This window comes from Paenibacillus lautus NBRC 15380, assembly GCF_004000945.1.
GTDB lineage: Bacteria > Bacillota > Bacilli > Paenibacillales > Paenibacillaceae > Paenibacillus_AQ > Paenibacillus_AQ lautus.
Map to the genome: position 1 here is coordinate 25,000 of NZ_BIMF01000012.1, position 20,475 is coordinate 45,474.

A 20,475-nucleotide genomic window follows, 5' to 3' on the forward strand; every position below is an offset into this window, starting at 1 on the left:
CAGGGAGGCCCTTTTATCATGAAAAAAATCGGATTCATCGACCTGCATCTGGACCAATTCCATGCGAATAAATATCCCGGGTGGATTGAGCAGGCATCGGAAAATGCCATGAAGGTCGTGTACGCCTACGGCAAAAGAGACAAAGAGAACGGGCTCACTAACGCTGCCTGGAGCAAGGAGCATGGCATTGAGCTGCTGTCCACGATCGAAGAGGTGGTGGAGCGCAGCGATTACCTGATCGTGCTGTCGCCGGATAACCCGGAATTCCATGAGGAGCTGTCCCAGCTGCCGCTGCAATCGGGCAAGCCGACTTATATCGATAAAACGTTCGCGCCTGACCGCGAAACGGCCACCCGCCTGTTCGACCTGGCGGCAAAGCACGGAACGCCGATGTATTCGACGTCCGCCCTGCGTTTTGCCAGCGAATACACGGAGCTGGACCGAAGTGATATCCAAACGATCAGCAGCTGGGGACCGGGTGCCTTCGCCAATTACTCGATCCATCAGATCGAGCCGATCGTTAGTCTGATGGGAGCCAGCCCGAAGCGGGTGATGTTTATCGGAACGCCTGACTCCCCTGCCCTGCTGATCGATTTCGGGGACGGACGGCAAGCCACCGTGAATCATCTTGGCGATAATTGTCCATTTACCTTGGGCATTAAGAATGGCGACGGGGGCTTCAAGCAGGTCACCGCGAATTCGAATTTCTTCGCCCTGTTCATTGAGAATCTGGTGAATTTCTTCGAAACGGGCGAGCCTGCCGTCAACTCGGCGGAAACCATTGCTGTCATCACGATTATCGAGTACGGATTAAAGGCGGCGAATACCCCTTATGTGTGGGTAGAATTGCCTCAATAGCGAAACCAAGGGTTCGTTACACATAGGAATATAAAAAAGAGCTGCTCCAACAGGCCGTAAAGGCCAGGGGCAGCTCTTTTTCATGAAACCAAGCAAGCCGGAAATTCAGTTCTGAAGGTTACACTTCTTTCCGCTGAAAATAGACGAAGCCCGCGAGAAAGAATAGTAGAAACCCGCCCACCACCACGGTCATGAGACTCTGAAACGGCAGGTTGAAGGCGCCGAAATCGGCTTGACCCACGGGCATCATCGCAAGAAACGGCTGTGTCCACGGATAGTATGGAGCATACGTCTGCGAGTTGGCCACCAGCATGTTCGGTATGGTAAAGACAACGTTCAATGCCAGCGGAGCGGCAAAGCTGCTCCATGCCGTGGAGACTCCAAGCTGCAGGGCGGCCAGCGGCAAGCAGGCAATCCAGCCACCAAGCACGCAGCGCAGCAGCATTTCCCACGGAATCGGAGCATCCACCTTGTGGATCAAACCGGCTCCCAGCACGGCTCCCATGAACAGTAACTGCACCACGGCAAGCAGCATGGCCACCACCGAGAACTTCGCAAAATAGACGGCGCCGCGTGAAACCGGCAGGACAAGCAGCTGCTTCCATCCCCCGCCCGAATGCTCATACCGGCACACCATGGCACTAAAGATGCCTGTTAGAATCGGGAGCAGCAGCATCGCATGCAGAATGATCATAATGCTGATCAGATACTCCCATGGCGCAAGCTCCTCAGGCTTCCCATTCAATATGCCCAGCATCATGACCAGGATTGCGCACAGGAAAATCTGCGGCCACAATTTGGATTTGGACAGCTTAAGCCACTCGGCAGACACCGCTCTTATATAGGATGTCATCTTAATCCACATCCTTTCGGTTAAAATGAATCAGGCCCGCGCACGTTATCACTGCACCCAGCAGCAAGCCCGCTCCGATGACCTTGGCTTCTCCCGGCCCCATGTAAGCCAGCAGCGGCCACTTTAACGGCATCCAATCAGGGAATTGCATGGCAAACATCGATACAACGGAGGCGGTAATCCCGATTCCAACCGCGATTCCCTGGTTCTTGAGCGTCAATGACATCCACAGCTGAAAGGCCAGCATGGGAAGCGCAGCAAATAATTGCACAAAACCGATGCGCAGCAGATCCAGATACGGCATTTGATCTGCGTCCATCCCCAGTATGATGCCAAGCACGGCGGTACTGATCGACAGAAGGAGACAGGATACGCAGAGAATCAGGAAGGCCTGCAGGAACTTGGCACTAAATACCGCCGTTCTGGAAATAGGCAATGCCAGAAGCTGTTTCCATGAGCTCAGCTGATGCTCCACGTTGGCCATCAGCGAGCAGACCAGCGTAATCCCGAGAAAAAGGGCAATGGGCACGAAGAACAGCACGTTCTCCAGCAGCCCGCCCCAGGGATCGGCCGCGTAGGATTTCATCAGGTAATCATAGCGAAGTCCGAAGTTCAGCCCTTGCATTGCTGCCAGTCCGATGGGACCGAGCGCAGCGAGAAACCAGATGCCTTTGCCCCGGATTTTCAGCCAATCGGCGGAAAGCGCACGGAACATCATACCCGGCTTCCCTCCCCTACGATCTGCATGAAGATATCCTCGAGCGACCTCCGCTGCTCTTCCACCCGGTATACCGCATGCTGGTTCTCCACTAGGCGCTTCACGAGCAGCGCGATCTTGGCATCCTGCATGCTCTCCAGTTCCAGCATCTGATTACGAAGAACCCCTTCACAGCCCAGGTCCAGCGCTAATCCGAGCGCTGCCTCCGGCTCGGATACCGATAAGCGGAAACCGCTGGAAGCCGTGGATACCAGATTGTCAATCGTATCCTGGAACACCATCCTTCCTTCACGGATAATACCGACTTTGTCCGCCATCTGCTCGACCTCGCCCAGCAGGTGACTGGATACCAGCACGGTAATGCCGTATTGGCGCGGCATATTCTTGATCAGCTCCCGGATTTCATGTATCCCGGACGGATCCAGGCCGTTGGTCGGCTCGTCCAGAATGAGCAGCTCCGGATTGTTCAGCAGGGCGGCTGCAATGCCTAGACGCTGCTTCATCCCAAGTGAGTAGCCCTTGACCGGGCGCTTGGCTTCCTTCGTCAAGGAGACAATCTCCAGCACTTCCGCGATGCGGGACTTCGGCCCGCCGGTAATCCGGCGAATCGCTTCCAGATTCTCTACGGCCGTCAAGTGGCCGTAATAAGATGGGTACTCCACGAGCGATCCGGTCCGGCGCAAAATGTCCATTTTTTCACTCTTCAAATCCTTGCCGAACAAATGAATCGCGCCACGCGTTGGTTGAATGAGTCCAAGCAGCATGCGGATGGTGGTTGTTTTCCCGGCACCGTTCGGTCCCAGGAAGCCGTAAATATCGCCGCGGGCGATCTCCAGGTTCAAATCCACGACTGCTGCGCGTTTTTTGTATATTTTATATAAGCCTTTCGTTTGAATGACGAGTTCCGTCACGTTCATCACCTCAGGTATACATCCTACATGTCCAAGGTTAAATGCCGGTCGACCCCAAGTTTAAATTTACTTTAAAAAAGCTATGCGGCTATCGAAGTCTCTTCGAAACGTATTGATCATCGAGGGAGTTTTACAGATCTGGGTCGCTGTTAGCCTTGTGCTGATATGTGCGGCATCATGCAGCTAGGAGTGATAACGTGCAGCAAAGTCGCTCCGGTGCCGGATCGTTCTTCCGATCGCTGTTAAAACCGGAAAACTTGGAATTTGCCCAGCGGTGGTTTCCCGGTTTTAAAGGCGAACGCTTCGCTTCTCCAGCAACGATTCCGTCCCCTCCGCTGGTGCATTTGCATTAGTTCAAGAGGTTTCTTCACATAAGCTAATACGCATGAAAAAGCCTGCATTTGCATTTGCTTCTGTCGACTGGCTAAGCTAGAGAAATCGCATCGATTGCACCTATCCACCGTTTTAACAAGTGTCCGAATATGATATAATAACTTTGCCGAAACGCTTATTGCGTCCGTACAGGGGGGCTACCTGACGCTGATGATGGCATGCCGATCACTCTTCTCTCTCATCGATCGATTCACCGTTACGATTGGAGCGTGGTTAACCATGAATATAAATGTTCTCGTTCATTTGGATATCAGAACGGATCTCTCTCTTAGTCTAGCCGCTGTAGCCTGCCTTGCTTATGAACCCAGTTCACTGACGAGCTCGTGAAACTCGAGCGAAAAGCAATGGTACGTACGAAGACACCTTATAAGACGTCTTTTTCTGTTATTGACAGCAAAAAAGAGGAACCGGCAATCATGCCGGCTCCTCTTTTTATATATTCGACCTAGCCCTCACCATCCTAGATAGAATGCTTGATAGCCAGTGCTTGTTTACTCACCGCTTCCAGATGCGGATCCTCGTCCCCTCATCCGAGCTCTCCACATGGCATCCAAGTCCCATTTCCCTTGTCAGGTGCTCCACGATGGCCAGGCCGATGCCTGTGCCTTTGTTGCCGGAGTCGCTTTCGATTCCTGGTCCGTAATCCGAAATGACAAGCATGCCCTCAAGCCCTTCTCTCTCCTCGGTATGAATTCCGATGTACTGCCCGGATTGGGCGTGGCGGACGACATTTTGGAACAGATTATCAAGGAGCCTTCGGAACCACAGCACGTCCACGTTCCAGCTCAGCGGCTCGTCACGCACCTGGATATCGGGCTCGATCCCCGCCTTCTCCCATACGGGATACCAGGCCGCTGCGCTTTCCTTGACGATTCGCAGAACGTCGGTCGGCTCCATGCTCAGCTGAACCCTGCCGCTGGTGAGCAAGTTGTAGGACAACAAGTTGTCGATCAGGCCGCTTAAATCCGCGATTTTCGATTCGATGAGGGACAACGATTCTTTCCCCTTCTCGCTCAGCGACTCCCGCTCCATGGAGAAAATATGGCTTCGAATCACCGTCAGGGGGGTTCTGAGATCATGGGACAGATTGGCGATCAGTGACTTGCGCAGCTCTTCTTCCTCGCGCTGGCGGCGCTGCCCCTCCACTAATTGGATGACCATATCGTTATAGCCCTCTTCCAGCTGTCCAATCTCGTCATGCTTGGTCAACGTAACCGGCTGCGGTATGCCCGTCACCGTATGAGGTGACGTCATGGCGAAGCGAAGTCGCAGCAGCCGCTTGCGGATGCGCACGAAGAACAGCCAGGAGACCAGAATGAACAGTCCCGACATCGAGGCCATAAACAGACCGTACAGGGCCGTTTCGCTCGCAATAGGCTGCTGGACATTGAGGTATTTTCTTGGCAGCTGCATGACCATGAATCCTTCTCCCGATCCCTCTCCTCCAATAAAAGCCACGGAGGTGAACGGATCGCCATCCAGGGAGCTTTTCATAAATTGCACGGTGTAGAGCGCGCTCCATACCTCCGGAACGTTAGGCTGCACCGGCAGCTGCAGCCTGGTCTCATTGCCTCCATCCACCCAGAACATGGAGATTTCCGGATACTCCTGCCGTATTGAATTCAGCTTCTGTTCAATGGCTTCCGGCGAAGCTCCGCTTAATCCGGCTGCTTTCTCGTGCCACATTTTCTCTAACGCGGCACCGCTGGTATACTTCCCGACAGGGGCCGGCGGCCGATCCGAGAACGTATCGTTCACGACCCAGTAGAAAATCGATGCTAACGGAAACATGATCGGCATGAAGATCATGGCCATCGAAATTAACAGCAAATACCGGTTGGTCAGCGAATTGCGGAACCTTCCCTGCTTCCTTTTCCATCTCATGCTCTCACCCGGTAACCAAGCCCGCGAACGGTCTCAATAATCTCCGGGGTGGCAGGATCCCGCTCGAGCTTCTCCCGAAGGTACCGGATGTGGACCATGAGCGTCTTGTCTCCTTCGATATAAGACTCTCCCCAAACCGATTCGTAGATTTGCTCCTTGGTCATGACACGCCCCTGGTGCTGGAGCAAGTACATAAAGATTTGATGCTGCTTGCCTGTGAGCAGCGTCTCCTCGCCGGTATCTTCGTTCACGATCCGATTCTCGGCTTCATATACGGATAAGTGCTTTACTCTCATGGGCTCCGCGGACTTCACGACAGACCGGCGCAGAAGCACCTCCAGACGGGCAGCCAGCTCGTCCGGATGGAAAGGCTTTGTCAAGTAATCATCGGCAAACTCGAGCCCCTGCAGCTTATCGTCAATGGAGGTTCGGGCCGACAGCATCAGGATAGGCAGTCCGGGATAGGCCTTTTTGAGACGCTGCCCGACCGTAAAACCGTCAAGCCCCGGGAGCATGACGTCCAGAACAACGACCGCACACGGAGCCGCTTCCTCCACGGCCTTCTCTCCGCTCAGCAGCCACCGCACCTCATACCCCTTGTCCTTGAGAAACTCACTGACCCATCCGCCGATCTCCCGGTCGTCCTCGATATATAGAATGCATGCGCTCATGATCCATCTTCCTTTCTCGTGCTAATATTCATCTCCCCTGAGAAGGGGTTCCCTAGATCCTTTAAGACAAAAAAACTCCCGTATCTATTTAGCTATACATGGTTCCATCATTTGTCATTGTATCATGGGATACCAAGCGTGCAGGCATCTGATTCGTAACCTGCCCTGATCCTCCATCGCCCTTCTCTGAATCTAACTCCATGCACTCCACGCCACTTTGTCTTACGGCCCTTACGTGATCCGGGCACCCTATGTATCCAATACTCCGTAATGCAGGCTCAGCTGCCTTGCCTTCTCCCTCAGCATATCAGCGATCTCCGGAGGTTCAATGACTTTCGCCTCCATACCCAGACGCAGGAAGACCTGAGCGACATATTCAAAATCATTGCGATCGACGACGGTATCCACAATGCCCCGGTGCTCATCTTGCATGGCCACCTCGTCCTCCAGCCACGGAATGCTCTCGCACTGTCTTGCCCCTTCCCTAGTCAGCTCGGCGTATAATCGAACAGGCTCCCGAATGGGATAGTCCTCAAGCCATTCTTGCATGCTAATGTCCGCCACACAGATGTTATCGGTTAGGGCTAAGGATTCCATCCGGTCCATGCGGAACAGGCGCACCCCCTCTTTCTCGTGCTCCACGGCGGGCATATACCATAAACCATCCTGGGCATAAACGCCGATCGGCAGCACTTCCCGGTCGCTCGTGCCCGATTTGGAACGATAGCTGATCCGTACAGCCCGCTGATGAAGAGCGGCTTCAATGACGTCTTTTAGATAGGGGGAGCCTGCCGTTCTGCTTGGACTCCAGAATGTCAGCACCGATTCCAGACGGCTGATCATCCTTTTGGTATCCTCCGGAAATCCGGCCAGCAGCTTACGTGAGGCAGAGCCGATATTCAGCTCAAACGGTAACGAGGTATAACGCTTCAAGGCTTGGAAGGCAAAAAATATGGCAAACACTTCATCTTCATCGAACAGGATCGGCGGAAGAACGCGACTCTTTAACGTACGGTATCCCCCATGCCGCCCTTGCTCGGTATATAAAGGAACGCCCATATCGCTGATCTCGGTTAAATACCGGTGCGCCGTGCGAACGGAAACGCCGAACTCATCGGCCACTTCCTGAGCGGTAAAGCTCCTTTTGGCATTGACATACATAATGACATCCATAAGCTGCTTCGCTTTTGACATAATACCCTCCTTACACACAATAACTAGACAATAATTGTCATGTTTATAAGATATGCTATTGCTGTGTCAAGGTCAAAACGATACAAGAAAGGAGCCCTCATGATGAGCAACCACATGGAACAGGCCATCAAGGTAAACGGTGCCCGAAACAAAAACCTGCGTAACGTAAGCCTGTCTATTCCCAAAAAACAAATCACGGTATTCACCGGTGTGTCCGGTTCCGGCAAATCCGCCATGGTCTTTGATACGATTGCCGCGGAATCCCAGCGTCAGCTGAATGAGACGTATTCCAGCTTTATCCGTCATCGTCTCCCGCATTACGGGCAGCCGGAGGTCGATTCGGTTGAGAACCTGTCGGTCGCGATCGTAGTCAATCAGAAAAGAATCGGCGGCAATGCCCGTTCAACCGTAGGAACCATCACCGATATCCATTCCTTGCTGCGCTTGTTATTCTCCCGGATAGGCCGGCCCTTTGTCGGATATTCGGATGTATTTTCCTTTAACAACCCGCAAGGCATGTGCCCTCATTGCGAGGGACTGGGCAAAGTGAACAGCTTTCGGATCGAGAACTTGATCGACAAGGAGAAATCGCTGAACGAAGGCCCCATCCGGTTCCCGACATTCCGCCCGGGGGAGTTCCGCTGGAAGCGTTATGTTGCCACAGGCCTGTTTGACAATGATAAGAAACTGAAGGATTACAGCGAGGAAGAATGGGACACGCTGCTGTACAAAACCGGCTTTAAACCACCGAACCCGACGGAGGAATGGCCGCCCACCTCGTATTATGAAGGCATTATCCCCCGATTCGAGCGGACATTCCTGAGCAAGGATTCACGGGATGCGAGGACTTATATGGAAGCCATCGATCAAGTGGTGGCCGAGACCGCCTGCCCGTTATGCCACGGCGGAAGACTGAATCAAGAGGTGTTATCCTGCAAAATCAACGGAACCTCCATCGCCGACTGTGCACGGATGCAGGTCAATGAGCTGATCGCCTTTTTGCAGACAATCCGGGAGCCGGCGGCAGCAACCATCGTGGAAACCTGCATAACTCGGCTGGAGCAGCTGCTTATGGTCGGGATCGGCTACCTGACGATGGACCGGGAAACCTCGACCCTGTCCGGCGGCGAGTCCCAGCGCATCAAAATGGTGCGCCAGCTGGGGAGCAGCTTGACGGATTTGACGTATATTTTTGACGAGCCCAGCATCGGCCTGCATCCGCACGATGTGCATAACATGAACCGCCTGCTGCGACAGCTTCGGGATAAGGGAAACACGGTTATCATCGTGGAGCATGATCCCGACGTCATCCGGATTGCGGATCATATTGTCGATATGGGGCCGCGAGCCGGCACCGCTGGCGGTACGATTGTATATGAGGGAGACCCGGAAGGGTTGCGGCACGCCAACACCCTGACAGGAAAATATCTCAGTCAACGCGCCCGGTTAAAGTCCGCGGTCCGGGAGCCGGCCGGATGGCTGCACATCAAAGACGCCTCCCTTCACAATCTGAAGCAGGTGTCCGTGAGCATTCCGGCCGGAGTGCTCACGGTGGTAACAGGCGTTGCCGGCTCAGGTAAAAGCACGCTCATTAACCAGGTGCTGCCAAACGTTTATCCGGAGGCCAACATTATTAACCAGGACATGATTCAGGCGTCCAACCGCTCCAATATCGCGACGTTTACGGGCATTTTTGATGCCATCCGCAAGCTGTTCGCCGACGAGAATCAGGTAAGTCCATCCCTTTTCAGCTTTAATGCCAAGGGGGCTTGTCCGGTGTGTAACGGCTCCGGCACGATTACGATGGATCTGGCTTTTATGGACAGCCTGGTCACCGTTTGCGAAGCCTGCCGGGGCCGCCGCTTTCATGATGACGTTCTGCGCTATCAACTTCGCGGTAAAACCATCAGCGACGTGCTCGCCATGACCACCGACGAAGCGCTGGATTATTTTGCGGAAAAGGGCATCGTATCCGCGCTTCAGCGTATTCAGCATGTTGGACTGGGTTATTTGACGCTCGGTCAGCCCTTAAGCACGCTGTCGGGAGGGGAACGGCAGCGGGTGAAACTGGCAGCGGAGCTCGATAATTCAGGTGAGATTTACGTGCTGGACGAACCCTCAACCGGGCTCCATCTGTCCGATTGCGAGCGGCTAATGTCCATCATCAACCGCCTTGTCCGTCAGAACAGCACGGTCATTGTGATCGAGCATAATCTGGACATCATTAGCCAGGCCGATTGGATTATCGACATGGGACCCGGCGCGGGGCAAGACGGCGGGAATGTCCTGTTCTCCGGTAAACCGGCCGATCTGCTGAAGCACCCGCATTCCCTAACGGCCAGATATTTACGGCAGTTTCAGCCCTAGATATCTAACGTTTCCAGACTCATGCGGAAGACCCTAAAGGTCAAAAAGACCCCGAGCACCCCCTTAGGGGCTCGGGGTCTTGCCATATTTCGCTGTATTAGTCAGGAAAGCGGCCTACTCCAATATGACGGTCGTATAGGGCGGCAGAGTTAAGCTGTTACCATCCAATGCCGCGCTGTCGTCGGTTGTTCTCGCCAATGACTGGAATACCGCAGATCCGTTCTTCGATGCCATGTCCACCGTCTGCTCCGTACCCGATAGGTTATGAACCACTAGGGCACCGCTATCGTTTGTACGGCGGATATAAGCCATCACCTGCCCATTGCCGGAAGCAAAGGATTCAATCGTGCCGCTGTTCAGCGCAGGCATATCATTCCGCCAACGGATCAACGTGCGGTAACGGGATAACAAAGAATCCGGGTCTCCCGTCTGCTGCTCCACGCCCTGCACCTGATCGCCCCGGTTATGCTTAAGCGGCTCCCAGGTCGTCTGTCCCTTATCGCTGCCCGTATTGGACCAGACCATCGGCTCGCGGATTTGTTCGTCCGGCTTCGCTCCCTTCATCCCGATCTCTTCTCCGTAATAGATAAACGGATTGCCCGGCATGGTCAGTAGAATGCCCGCGGCCATCTTGGCATGATTCTCATTGTCCTTGAGCTGCGACATGACACGGTTCATGTCATGATTCGTCAAGAATGCGGCATCCGAAAACTTGCCGCCCGATACCTGGCTGAACAAACCATAAGTCCGCTCCAAGGTAAAGGCCAGGTTGTTATCCTTCTCGTTCACTACAGCACCGATGATGCTCTCACCCAAACCGAAGTTGAACCCGGAATCAAACGCGTTATCCAGATACGGCGCTATGACCGCAGCGGAATTATCCCAAATCTCCCCGACAATATACGCGTCCGGATTCACCTCACTCATGCTGGCGCGGAATTCCTGCCACCATGCTGTATTCTTGGCCGTTGTCGCCTCGCCTTTATCGGACATCAGATCCTCATAAATATGTTTGGCTGCATCGATCCGGAACCCATCAACACCGAGCTCCAGCCAGAACCTCCCGATCTCCTTCATCTCCTCGCGGACCTTCGGATTGTCGAAGTTCAGATCCGGCATTCCGCCCCAGAACGTCCCCATGTAATGAGCCCCGTTCATCTCATGCCAAGGCGAATCGCTGCCTGCGGCGCTGGCTCCCGAAGGGGTCTTCCCTTGATCCTCGGCCCAGATGTACCAATCGCGGGTACCCGAAGCCTTGTCTTTCGCAGCCTGCTGAAACCAGGCATGCTCCGTGCTTGTATGATTGACCACTAGATCCATGATCACCTTGATTCCGCGCTTATCCGCTTCGGCAAGCAGCGTCTTAAAGTCATCAAGCGTTCCGTAGTCCGGGTGGATGGAACGATAGTCGGTCACATCATAGCCGTGATAGCTCGGCGAAGGATTGATCGGCATCAGCCAAATCCCCGTCACGCCAAGATCCTCTGAAGTTTCCGGATTTCCGTCATTCAGATAATCCAGCTTCTCAATGACGCCTTGTAAATCACCGATCCCATCCCCATCGGAATCATAGAATGAGCGTACAAAAATTTCATAATAGACATCGGAGGGCTGCTCGTCCACCTCCGCTGTTTCCATTGTTGCGGGCGCTTTCGGATCCGGCTGTTTCGTTTCCGGTGCCGCTGGCGGCTTAGCCTCCTCTTGCGGTGGAGACGCTGTGCCGCTGCAGCCTGCCAGCAGACTTCCCGAAAGCGCAATGGCGGCAAGCCAAAGAGGCAGAACCCTGCGTTTTCCCCATGTAGAACGTATCATGTTGTTTACCTCCTGTTCGTTGCAGCAGCTGAAGTTCATCCGATTACTGCACTTATGTATTCAATAGTATCTCTACAGCACTCTCAGAATAGCGCAAACGTTTGTATTAAAAATCACTAGTGTTTTCCAGTAAAACGGTTACATTTTATGATTCCACTTGAATTCCATCTTCCTCCGTCGTTGACAGCCCGTTTTTATCCATTCATATCATAACTCACTTTTTCGATTTGTTAAATCGTTTGCACAATGCCGTTTTGAGTTGTTTTTCGGGCTTTTCTAGCCATAATAACGGCCTTTCTCCCGTTTTCTAACCCTTGCTTCCTTTTTGATGCATTTGTGAAATAATTGCGCTGGACTGACTTGGATACGTATTTACAAGCCTATCGATTAACGTTAATATAGCAGTGTGAAACCGTTTAACATACCGGATCAATATGGCTTTAGATCAATAGGTATCATGTATACTCAGGGCCTGACAGACCCACAATTAAATAAAGAAGAACGGTCCGCGATTAGCGGAAGTTACTCTTCTGAATTAAGAGAGAACTCCAGTAGTCGCTTTCTTATTTTCAAAAAAAACGCAAACGGTTCCACTGGAGGTCCTATTATGTCTGTAACGATTAAAGATGTTGCAAAACGAGCGGGCGTATCCCCCTCCACCGTCTCACGGGTGCTATCCAATCATCCTAGAATCAGTCGCGAAACCTCGCGTAAGGTGAAAGAGATCATGGAGGAAATGGGCTACCATCCCAATATTATGGCCAAGAGCCTTGTTTCCAAAACGACGGAAAGCATATGCGTCATTCTGCCGAAACCTGCGGAAGAATTGTTCCTCAACTTATTCTTCATGGAACTGATCCGCGGTATCGTCACCCAAGCGAACCGCTCCGGATACGACGTCGTTCTCAGTTCGGGCGGCAACGAGAAGGAAGAAGTCGAAGCCGTATCCCGGCTGCTTAACGGTCGCCGCGTCGATGGCGCCATTTTGCTGTACTCCAGGCAGGACGATAAGGTGGTCGATTTTCTCAAGTCCAACAACTATCCGTTCGTGCTTGTCGGCCGGAGCGAGAAATACCCAGATCTGTTATCCGTCGATACGGATAATGTGCAGGCTGCCTATGATGCAACCAAGCATCTGATCTCTCTTGGACATCAACGAATCGGCTTTGTCAGCGGCCCGCCAAACCTGATCGTATCTCAGGACCGGATGAAAGGCTATGGTAAAGCGCTTGCCGATGCGGGTCTGGAGATGAGAAAAGAATGGATTGTCGAAGGCGAGTTCCTCCAGGAGAGCGGCTATCGCGCCATGTCCTTTTTCATGAACCTGCCTGAACGTCCGACGGCGCTTGTCATTGTTGACGATATTGTCTCTTTCGGCGTGCTGCGGGGACTGCATGAGCTAGGGTATAAGGTTCCCGAGGATGTGTCTATTATCAGTTTCAACAACATCTCATTGACCGAACTATCGACCCCGCCGCTGAGCAGTGTGGACATCGGGATTTATAACCTGGGTTATACCGCTTCTCAAGCGCTGATCCAGACCATTCGTAACGATGACAATACGATACTGCCGCACCGCTATATCATTCCGCACCGGTTGATGATCCGCGAATCCTCGATGTTTTCGCTGCCGAAGCCTTAAGGGCCGGATCGAGTCGCGGAAGATACACGAAGCATTTTCAAAATAAAGAAGCATCATGGTGCTTCCTTTATTTTTGCAGCTTGGTTCAAACGTTTGCACTAATTCATTAAGGAGGATAATCATGTCAACCCTATCCGCTTGTTTATTTGATCTTGACGGCGTGCTGGTGGATACCGCCAAGTATCACTACATTGCCTGGAAGCGTCTTGCCGGAGAGCTTGGCTTTGAATTTACGGAGCAGGACAATGAACGCCTGAAGGGTGTAAGCCGCATGGCTTCCCTCGATATTCTGCTTGAGGTTGGCGGAATCACGCTCGATGAAAACGCAAAGCTGGCGCTAGCCGAGAAGAAGAATGCTTGGTATGTCGAGTATATTTCCAACATGGACGAATCCGAGATTTTGCCTGGCGCCCTCGAATTTATCCAAGCACTGAAGGACCGCGGCATCAAGGTTGCGCTGGGCTCTGCCAGCAAGAACGCGATGCTGATCCTGAACAATACCGGCCTCACTCCTTACTTCGACGCCATTATTGATGGCACGAAGACTGCCCAAGCGAAGCCGGATCCCGAGGTATTTACGATGGGAGCTCGCGAGCTTGGCGCCCGGCCTGACGCCTGCGTCGTATTCGAGGATGCCGAGGCCGGCATCGAAGCCGCCATCCGTGCGGGCATGCGCAGCGTCGGCATCGGTTCGCCTGAAACCTTGGGGCGGGCCAGCATCGTCCTTCCCTCCTTGGAAGAGTTCACGGTGGACCGTCTGCTGGAGTTGTAAGCGAATGAGCACGCATGCTTACGGCATCCAGTAGTTTCATCCCATATAGATCTGCAACCATTTTTCCTAAAAACAAAGGAGCCGATGATTGTGAAACAATATTTAAAGCTTGATGAATGGTCAATTATTGAGGAGGGCTTTGATCCTCACACGCATGAGATCTCGGAGAGTATCTTCAGTATCGGGAACGGATTTATGGGCCAGCGCGCCAACTTCGAGGAATCCTACAGCGGCTCCTCCCTGCAAGGCAGTTATATGGCCGGTGTGTATTATCCGGATAAAACCCGTGTAGGCTGGTGGAAGAACGGTTATCCTGAATATTTTGCCAAAGTGCTGAACAGCACCAATTGGATTGGCATCGGCATTGAAATCGACGGCGCGCCGCTTGATCTGGCCCAATGCACGGTGAAGGATTTTGTGCGCGAGCTGAATATGAAGGAAGGCTTCCTCTCCCGCAGCTTCACTGCTGTCATGGAAGACGGCAAAGAACTCAAGGTTGAAGCTGTCCGTTTTGTCAGCATTGTACGCCACGAGATCGGCGCCATTCGATATGCCGTAACTCCGCTCAATTTCGCTGGAGAGCTTACGATAACGCCATATCTCGATGGCGATGTGAAGAACAAGGACTCCAACTATGACGAGAAATTCTGGCTAGAGGTATTCAAGGAAGCGGCGCAAGGTTCGGCTGCATTGACCGTGAAGACCAAAAAACTCGATTTCCACGTAACCTCTGTCATGTCTTATACCATTTTAAAGAACGGCGAGAAGCTGGAACTTCAAGCCGAACTGGTGGAGAAAGAGAAATATGCGGGGAACCGCGTAAGCGTGCCGGTATCTGAAGGCGAAGCCATCACCATCTATAAATATGTGGCTAACGTTACTTCCCGCAATTATGGATTCGGCGAATTGGTGGATGCTGCACGTGCTGTGCTGGAGCCGGCGGCCCGGACCGGATTCGAGCAGCTGCTGAAGGAGCAGGCCGATGCATGGGGCGATAAATGGAAGGAAAGCGATATCGTCATTGAAGGCGATGTAGCGGCCCAGCAGGCGATCCGCTTTAACATCTTCCAGCTGAACCAAACCTACAGCGGCGAAGACGACCGTCTGAATATCGGGCCGAAGGGCTTCACCGGGGAGAAATACGGCGGCAGCACCTACTGGGATACCGAGGCTTATTGCCTTCCGTTCTACCTGAGCACCGCGGATGCCAGCATCTCGCGCAACTTGCTGATTTATCGTTATAAGCACTTGGAAAAAGCGAAGGAAAACGCCAAGAAGCTCGGCTTTACCAAAGGCGCCCTCTATCCTATGGTGACAATGAACGGCGAGGAGTGCCATAACGAGTGGGAGATTACCTTTGAGGAAATTCACCGTAACGGCGCGATTGCCTATGCCATTTATAACTATGTAAATTATACCGGCGACTTCTCTTACCTCGGTCAATACGGTCTGGAAGTGCTCGTGGAAATCTCCCGTTTCTGGGAAGAGCGCGTGAATTACGTACCGGCGAAGGATCAGTATATGATGCTGGGCGTTACCGGTCCGAACGAGTACGAGAACAACGTGAACAACAACTGGTACACCAACCGTATTGCCAGCTGGACGATGGAATACACACTCGACGTGCTCGAATATTTGAAAGAGAACGAGAATTCCCGCTATGCCGAGCTTACGGCGAAGCTTGCGCTGCAGGATGTCGAAACGTCCAAATGGCAGGATATCATCAGCAAAATGTACTACCCGGTAGATGAAGAGCTCGGCGTGTTCCTGCAGCAGGACGGGTTCCTCAACAAGGAGCTTGTTCCGGTGAAGGAATTGGACCCAGCCCACCTTCCCCTGAATCAGAACTGGTCCTGGGACCGCATTCTGCGTTCGGTATACATTAAGCAGGCTGACGTGCTGCAAGGATTGTTCTTCCTTGGCGACCAGTACGACTTGGCTACGAAAAAACGCAACTTCGACTTTTATGAACCGTTCACGGTACACGAGTCCTCCCTTTCGCCATGCGTACACTCCATTCTCGCCTGCGAGCTTGGGTACCAGGAGAAGGCGTACGAGATGTACCTCCGTACAGCTCGCCTGGATCTGGACAACTACAACAACGATACCGAGGACGGCTGTCATACAACCAGTATGGCGGGGACCTGGATGTCCGTTGTGCATGGGTTCGGCGGCTTGCGCGTGAAGGACGGCGTATTGCATTTGAATCCATTCATTCCAGGTCACTGGTCTTCCTTCTCCTTTAAGGTGATGTTCCGCGGATCCCGCCTGAAGGTCAACGTAAAAGGAAAGGAAACCATCATCGTGAACGAAACGGATACGCCGGCTGTCCTGAACGTGAATGGCAAGGAATACAGCATCGACGGATTTGGAGAGGTAAAAGCCGCAAGATAACAGGCATGCGTCTTCAAATGCACCAACCTATATAAAAACAAGAGCCCTGGAGAACATTCCAGGGCTCTTGTTTTTACAGAAAATGGGCTCCTTCAGGCATCATTACTCATTCAGAAGGACCTGTCTTCACCATGCCTAGCATCTGTATTGTCCGAACTCAGCCGAAGGCTGCGGCAATCAGATGTGAAAGCTCCGCATCAAGATGGCGGGGAAATACCGATTATGTATGCTATGAATAGATGAGTTGAGAATGGGGATCACGCGGAGGTCGTTCAGATGGCTTCCCAAACAAATACCCCTGTGCGAGCTCGATCCCGATATCTCGGCAAAAATGAAACTCCTCCCGTCTCTCAATGCCTTCAGCCAGCACCATCGCCCCAAAATCATGAGCCATGTTCGTGATCATTTCAAGCTGCTTCTGCTGGGCGGGATTACGATCGCAATGGTCGATCAGACTCCGGTCGATCTTTACATAATCCGGCTTAAGCTTAATCATCTGCTCCAATGTGGAATAACCTGCGCCGACATCATCCATGGCTACCGAGATTCCATGACTGCGATAAACCTCGAAAATCGATTGCAAATGCTTAACATCATCAATTTTCTCGGTTTCCACGACCTCAAATACGAAATCCCTCGGATCCAGATGGAGCCTGTCAATGGTATTAAACGTGTGGCTTAGACACATCTGCGCATCATATATGGAGGATGGCAGGAAGTTCACGAATCGCTTCACGCCGATAGGAAGCCACTCGGCACTGGTCTCAATGGCGCTGGTCCGTGCTGCCCGGTCCAGGAAAGCATGCAATCCGGTTTTACGGGCTGTCTCAAACAGCTCATACGGCTGGAAGCTGGCTCCCCACTCTACCGGACGAATGAGAAATTCGTAGGCAACGATCTGCTCGGATGAATCCACGATGGGCTGCATGTAGCTCGTAAACTGCTTATGTAAAATGATACTTACCATATCGTAATGCTCCATCTGCAGTTCGAACTTTTGCATAGGGGTCCACGAATGCCGGATTTGCGGAGTTTCTCCACGGGTAACACAGAAGAACAGCTCTTGACGAATCTTCAGCGGAAGGGGCTGCAGACACTTCATCATGGAGATCAGGTCCGCACGTACCTTGTAGTTCACAGCACAACCCTCATTGTTTTCATGTACCGTGTAGCCGTTCACTGCCAGCAACTGAATAAGCTCGCCACTTGCAGGCTTCATATGAATGGTCCCCTGGTCCTCAATCGGTTCAAAGGTGCTGCAATTGTCGCAAATCATGTTCGTCCTCCTTGGCAAGCTAGCTCTCACTATGCTTCTTATCGGCATTTTGAATATGATTTCTTTGCATTTTATGGATTTTATATCGAAGTTATGACCTGTTTTAGGAGAAATGCGCAAGATTCGTGCAATGATTGCGCCAAATTCTACAAAAATCGACTTATATTGCTTTTAACTACCTGTTGTCGATACTATCTTCATACATTCTTCTACTCAACCTTTTGATCTAAAAGCTGCAGCAGCATCGTCCGCTCCACATCAAAATGCCAAGGGGCGTTCCGTTCCTTCGCCGCATACATCGCTGCATCCGCGCGGCCAATCAGCTCCTGGTCATTTCTGGCATGATCCGGGTAAACCGCAATGCCGATACTCGGCGTGGTTCGAACCTCATGCCCTTCCAGCTCGTACGGCTCGCTAAGCATCGTCCAAATCTCCTCCGCCATCCAGATTAGCTCCTGATCTTCGCCGGCTGGATGGATCATGACGGTGAATTCGTCTCCTCCTAAACGGGAAACCAAGACTCCCTTGGATTCGAGAGATTGAAGCCGGTCTGCAACCTTTCGTATCAACAAATCACCGGCACGGTGGCCGTATCGGTCATTGACTCGTTTGAAACGGTTCATATCCATATACAGCAAGCCTACGCGGGAACCTGTGCGGTCCGCCTCCTTCAGCGAACTCGACAGCCTTGCATTAAAATAACGGCGATTATACAGCCCCGTAAGATCATCGCGATGTGCCAGGGATTCACTCTGCATCAGACTTTCATGCAGTCGGTCAAACAAACGGCCGTTCTCGAACTGAATCAAAATCTGCCTGAACAAAATCAGGATAACGCACAGAGATAGGCCGGTAAACAGTCCATTCCACCCTCCGAAACGCTGCACCATAAGGGCAAACATCCCGCCAAGCACGCTGTAGGGAAGCAGGTATCTTACGATCAGGTTTCCGACCGAACGCGGCTCCCGCTCGCCAACAGATGGCTTACGGGAATCAGGGGCAGACTGCCCACCTGCGAAACTAATGAAAAATACCGATAATGAATAGAGTGGATACAGGTAGGGACGTGCCTCGATACCCATAAGATCAACAAGATAGATGTACAGAACATCTCCGGCAATATAAGTACTTCCGCCAAGACATAACAGAATGGCCGACCATTTCCTTAACTGTCCGGTATTAAAATACAACACCAGCGTAAAAAAAATAAGTACCATTGCGCACAGCGGATACAGCATGTCCACCCAAATGTTTCCCCATACTGCCTCATGGGCCAGATCCTCAAGCTCAGGTTTGATGAAATACTCCCGTCCTACCGTCATAACCGTTATGCCAACAATCACGATGTCCAGCATAAACCGGAGCCCCCGAAACGAACCCTGAACATGCCGGAATAAATAAATGAGAGAACTTGCGAACAGGATGAGTTCGAGCCCCCAGAACAAATGGGTTAGAACCGTAGAGAAAGCGCTGTCTTTTCCAAACCAAACATGACATGCGTGAATGATTCGGGCCGCTGCATCCCCCATCAATCCGAGACTCACAATAAACCAAAACCTGCGAAGATGCACCTCATAGCGCCGACTAATCCGCATTAAATAAACGGAGGCGGCTGCAGGAGGAATAATGACTAGAACACGCTGAAGCGATAAAGCGTCAGGCATCCACAGAGCGATCATTATCTGAATGAATGCATACATCATGGCGAGTCGAATCCACAGATGATCTGCTGGAGTTGGACTCATAAGCATTCCTCCTCGGCCAAAAGGTAAGCTTTTTTCAACACTTGTTTGTTAGGTCTTTCGAATTAATACTTCTAGTTCTCATGATACTTTTTACCCACCCAAAAGTAAAGATGAGGAAATGAAAGAAAAACCATGGATTCTACTCTATTAAACCCATAACGCTCCGAAAAGCTGCCGTCCTCAAGACCCACTTGACGTATAGGAATTATGTGATAATATTTCATTCATATCTCATATGAATCGGAAAGGGTGTTTAGCCTTGTCACAGAAACGATTGGATCATGTCGGCATTGTCGTCCGGGACCTTGAAACCACGATCGCCTTTTACACCGCCGTTGTCGGACTTGAACTGAAGGATCGCCTTACCCATACCAATGGCGTCATCCAGCTGGCATTCCTCGGATTTAACGGCAGCGACGAAACGGAGGTCGAGCTTATTCAGGGTTACAGCGACACGCTGCCCGCAGAAGGCACCGTTCATCATTTTGCCGTCAGCACGGATAACATCGAAGAGGAATATACTCGCGTTCAGGGACTGGACGTGCCTCACTTGGATGAGGAAATCGTGACGCTCCCGAATGGGTATCGCTATTTCTTCGTGCACGGTCCCGAAGGGGAATGGATTGAGTTCTTCCAGCGCTAACCTCTACGTACGGTAGAAGCTTTATTCAAATCCTTTATGTGAAAGGTTCATAGCTCCATTCATTCTTCCAATTGCATACGTGTTCTAAACCAGGACCTGCCTCGTTCGTGCCCCTTCGAACTAGACAGGTCTGGTGTATTAGGACTATAATAGCGGATGTAATGATCGAAACTTCATAAATACCGGGGGAGCTGGAATTTGGCCGGCTGAGAGTGTATCCGATATGATACTGACCCTTACACCTGATCTGGGTAATGCCAGCGTAGGAAGCCCATGTTTGCGGCAGCTGTTTATTTGCCGTGGTATACACTTACGCCGTCATGCGTCCTGATATCATCAGGG

At 52.0% G+C, this 20,475-nt stretch carries 16 protein-coding genes and 1 riboswitch; of the genes, 7 read left to right on the forward strand and 9 right to left on the reverse strand.

The genetic code is table 11. The annotated features are described in order from the left end of the window. Positions 1–18 precede the first annotated feature (18 nt). Complete coding sequence (locus tag PLA01S_RS19945; protein ID WP_127593710.1) at positions 19–858, forward strand: Gfo/Idh/MocA family protein; 840 nt, start codon at positions 19–21, stop codon at positions 856–858. A gap of 118 nt (positions 859–976) precedes the next feature. Here the strand turns inward: PLA01S_RS19945 and PLA01S_RS19950 are convergent, their stop codons facing one another. Genes PLA01S_RS19950 through PLA01S_RS19960 form a run of 3 tightly spaced genes read right to left on the reverse strand, consistent with a single transcriptional unit; the run spans position 977 to position 3,346 of the window. Continuing rightward, complete coding sequence (locus PLA01S_RS19950; protein ID WP_127593711.1) at positions 977–1,711, reverse strand: ABC transporter permease; 735 nt, start codon at positions 1,709–1,711, stop codon at positions 977–979. Position 1,712: 1 nt separating this feature from the next. Next, positions 1,713–2,429, reverse strand: coding sequence for an ABC transporter permease (locus PLA01S_RS19955; RefSeq protein WP_127593712.1), 717 nt, complete (start codon positions 2,427–2,429; stop codon positions 1,713–1,715). Further along, entirely contained in the window at positions 2,426–3,346 is a 921-nt protein-coding gene (locus tag PLA01S_RS19960) for an ABC transporter ATP-binding protein (protein WP_371860443.1), read from the reverse strand. The genes PLA01S_RS19955 and PLA01S_RS19960 overlap by 4 nt, the downstream gene beginning before the upstream one ends. A 191-nt stretch (positions 3,347–3,537) precedes the next feature. On the opposite strand from PLA01S_RS19960, the gene PLA01S_RS32055 reads away from it, so the two are divergent. Beyond that, positions 3,538–3,693, forward strand: coding sequence for a hypothetical protein (locus PLA01S_RS32055; RefSeq protein ID WP_164817475.1), 156 nt, complete (start codon positions 3,538–3,540; stop codon positions 3,691–3,693). 535 nt (positions 3,694–4,228) lie between these two features. On the opposite strand, the gene PLA01S_RS19965 is transcribed toward PLA01S_RS32055, so the two are convergent. From PLA01S_RS19965 to PLA01S_RS19975, 3 genes are all read right to left on the reverse strand, one after another. Continuing rightward, positions 4,229–5,617, reverse strand: coding sequence for a sensor histidine kinase (locus PLA01S_RS19965; protein WP_127593713.1), 1,389 nt, complete (start codon positions 5,615–5,617; stop codon positions 4,229–4,231). After that, entirely contained in the window at positions 5,614–6,288 is a 675-nt protein-coding gene (locus PLA01S_RS19970) for a response regulator transcription factor (RefSeq protein ID WP_127593714.1), read from the reverse strand. Before PLA01S_RS19970 ends, PLA01S_RS19965 begins: the two co-directional genes overlap by 4 nt. A gap of 249 nt (positions 6,289–6,537) precedes the next feature. Next, positions 6,538–7,482, reverse strand: a complete 945-nt coding sequence (locus PLA01S_RS19975) for a helix-turn-helix transcriptional regulator (protein WP_127593715.1) — start codon at positions 7,480–7,482, stop codon at positions 6,538–6,540. Positions 7,483–7,584: 102 nt separating this feature from the next. Here PLA01S_RS19975 and PLA01S_RS19980 point away from each other — a divergent pair, with 102 nt between their 5' ends. Then, complete coding sequence (locus tag PLA01S_RS19980; protein WP_371860438.1) at positions 7,585–9,849, forward strand: ATP-binding cassette domain-containing protein; 2,265 nt, start codon at positions 7,585–7,587, stop codon at positions 9,847–9,849. A 114-nt stretch (positions 9,850–9,963) separates the two neighbouring features. On the opposite strand, the gene PLA01S_RS19985 is transcribed toward PLA01S_RS19980, so the two are convergent. Then, positions 9,964–11,661, reverse strand: coding sequence for an alpha-amylase family glycosyl hydrolase (locus tag PLA01S_RS19985; protein ID WP_127593716.1), 1,698 nt, complete (start codon positions 11,659–11,661; stop codon positions 9,964–9,966). 607 nt (positions 11,662–12,268) lie between these two features. Here PLA01S_RS19985 and PLA01S_RS19990 point away from each other — a divergent pair. The 3 genes from PLA01S_RS19990 to PLA01S_RS20000 all read left to right on the forward strand — a co-directional run bounded on the left by PLA01S_RS19990 (position 12,269) and on the right by PLA01S_RS20000 (position 16,469). Continuing rightward, a complete protein-coding gene (locus PLA01S_RS19990; protein WP_100539983.1) occupies positions 12,269–13,303 on the forward strand; it encodes a LacI family DNA-binding transcriptional regulator in 1,035 nt (344 codons plus the stop codon). Between the two features lie 121 nt (positions 13,304–13,424). Continuing rightward, positions 13,425–14,075 carry a beta-phosphoglucomutase gene (gene pgmB / locus PLA01S_RS19995; RefSeq protein ID WP_127593717.1) on the forward strand — a complete coding sequence of 217 codons (651 nt, stop codon included), beginning with the start codon at positions 13,425–13,427 and terminating at the stop codon, positions 14,073–14,075. Positions 14,076–14,165: 90 nt separating this feature from the next. Continuing rightward, on the forward strand, positions 14,166–16,469 hold the full coding sequence (locus PLA01S_RS20000) for a glycoside hydrolase family 65 protein (RefSeq protein ID WP_127593718.1): 2,304 nt from the start codon (positions 14,166–14,168) through the stop codon (positions 16,467–16,469). 229 nt (positions 16,470–16,698) lie between these two features. Here PLA01S_RS20000 and PLA01S_RS20005 read toward each other — a convergent pair whose 3' ends face one another. Both PLA01S_RS20005 and PLA01S_RS20010 read right to left on the reverse strand, forming a co-directional pair. Next, on the reverse strand, positions 16,699–17,745 hold the full coding sequence (locus PLA01S_RS20005) for an EAL domain-containing protein (protein WP_127593719.1): 1,047 nt from the start codon (positions 17,743–17,745) through the stop codon (positions 16,699–16,701). Between the two features lie 209 nt (positions 17,746–17,954). After that, entirely contained in the window at positions 17,955–19,490 is a 1,536-nt protein-coding gene (locus PLA01S_RS20010; RefSeq protein WP_127593720.1) for a GGDEF domain-containing protein, read from the reverse strand. 259 nt (positions 19,491–19,749) lie between these two features. Here PLA01S_RS20010 and PLA01S_RS20015 point away from each other — a divergent pair, with 259 nt between their 5' ends. Then, positions 19,750–20,133, forward strand: a complete 384-nt coding sequence (locus PLA01S_RS20015) for a VOC family protein (RefSeq protein WP_127593721.1) — start codon at positions 19,750–19,752, stop codon at positions 20,131–20,133. Between the two features lie 174 nt (positions 20,134–20,307). Beyond that, positions 20,308–20,419: riboswitch (TPP riboswitch) on the forward strand. Positions 20,420–20,475: the final 56 nt, after the last annotated feature.

Excerpts from the sequence above, each read along its gene's own strand:
- PLA01S_RS19965 (WP_127593713.1), bottom strand. The coding sequence starts at position 5,617 with ATGAGATGGAAAAGGAAGCAGGGAAGGTTCCGCAATTCGCTGACCAAC.
- PLA01S_RS20010 (WP_127593720.1), bottom strand. The coding sequence starts at position 19,490 with ATGAGTCCAACTCCAGCAGATCATCTGTGGATTCGACTCGCCATGATG.
- PLA01S_RS19975 (WP_127593715.1), bottom strand. The coding sequence starts at position 7,482 with ATGTCAAAAGCGAAGCAGCTTATGGATGTCATTATGTATGTCAATGCC.
- PLA01S_RS20005 (WP_127593719.1), bottom strand. The coding sequence starts at position 17,745 with ATGATTTGCGACAATTGCAGCACCTTTGAACCGATTGAGGACCAGGGG.
- PLA01S_RS19970 (WP_127593714.1), bottom strand. The coding sequence starts at position 6,288 with ATGAGCGCATGCATTCTATATATCGAGGACGACCGGGAGATCGGCGGA.
- PLA01S_RS19955 (WP_127593712.1), bottom strand. The coding sequence starts at position 2,429 with ATGATGTTCCGTGCGCTTTCCGCCGATTGGCTGAAAATCCGGGGCAAA.
- PLA01S_RS19980 (WP_371860438.1), top strand. The coding sequence starts at position 7,585 with ATGAGCAACCACATGGAACAGGCCATCAAGGTAAACGGTGCCCGAAAC.
- PLA01S_RS19950 (WP_127593711.1), bottom strand. The coding sequence starts at position 1,711 with ATGACATCCTATATAAGAGCGGTGTCTGCCGAGTGGCTTAAGCTGTCC.
- pgmB (WP_127593717.1), top strand. The coding sequence starts at position 13,425 with ATGTCAACCCTATCCGCTTGTTTATTTGATCTTGACGGCGTGCTGGTG.
- PLA01S_RS19960 (WP_371860443.1), bottom strand. The coding sequence starts at position 3,346 with ATGAACGTGACGGAACTCGTCATTCAAACGAAAGGCTTATATAAAATA.
- PLA01S_RS19990 (WP_100539983.1), top strand. The coding sequence starts at position 12,269 with ATGTCTGTAACGATTAAAGATGTTGCAAAACGAGCGGGCGTATCCCCC.
- PLA01S_RS19945 (WP_127593710.1), top strand. The coding sequence starts at position 19 with ATGAAAAAAATCGGATTCATCGACCTGCATCTGGACCAATTCCATGCG.
- PLA01S_RS19985 (WP_127593716.1), bottom strand. The coding sequence starts at position 11,661 with ATGATACGTTCTACATGGGGAAAACGCAGGGTTCTGCCTCTTTGGCTT.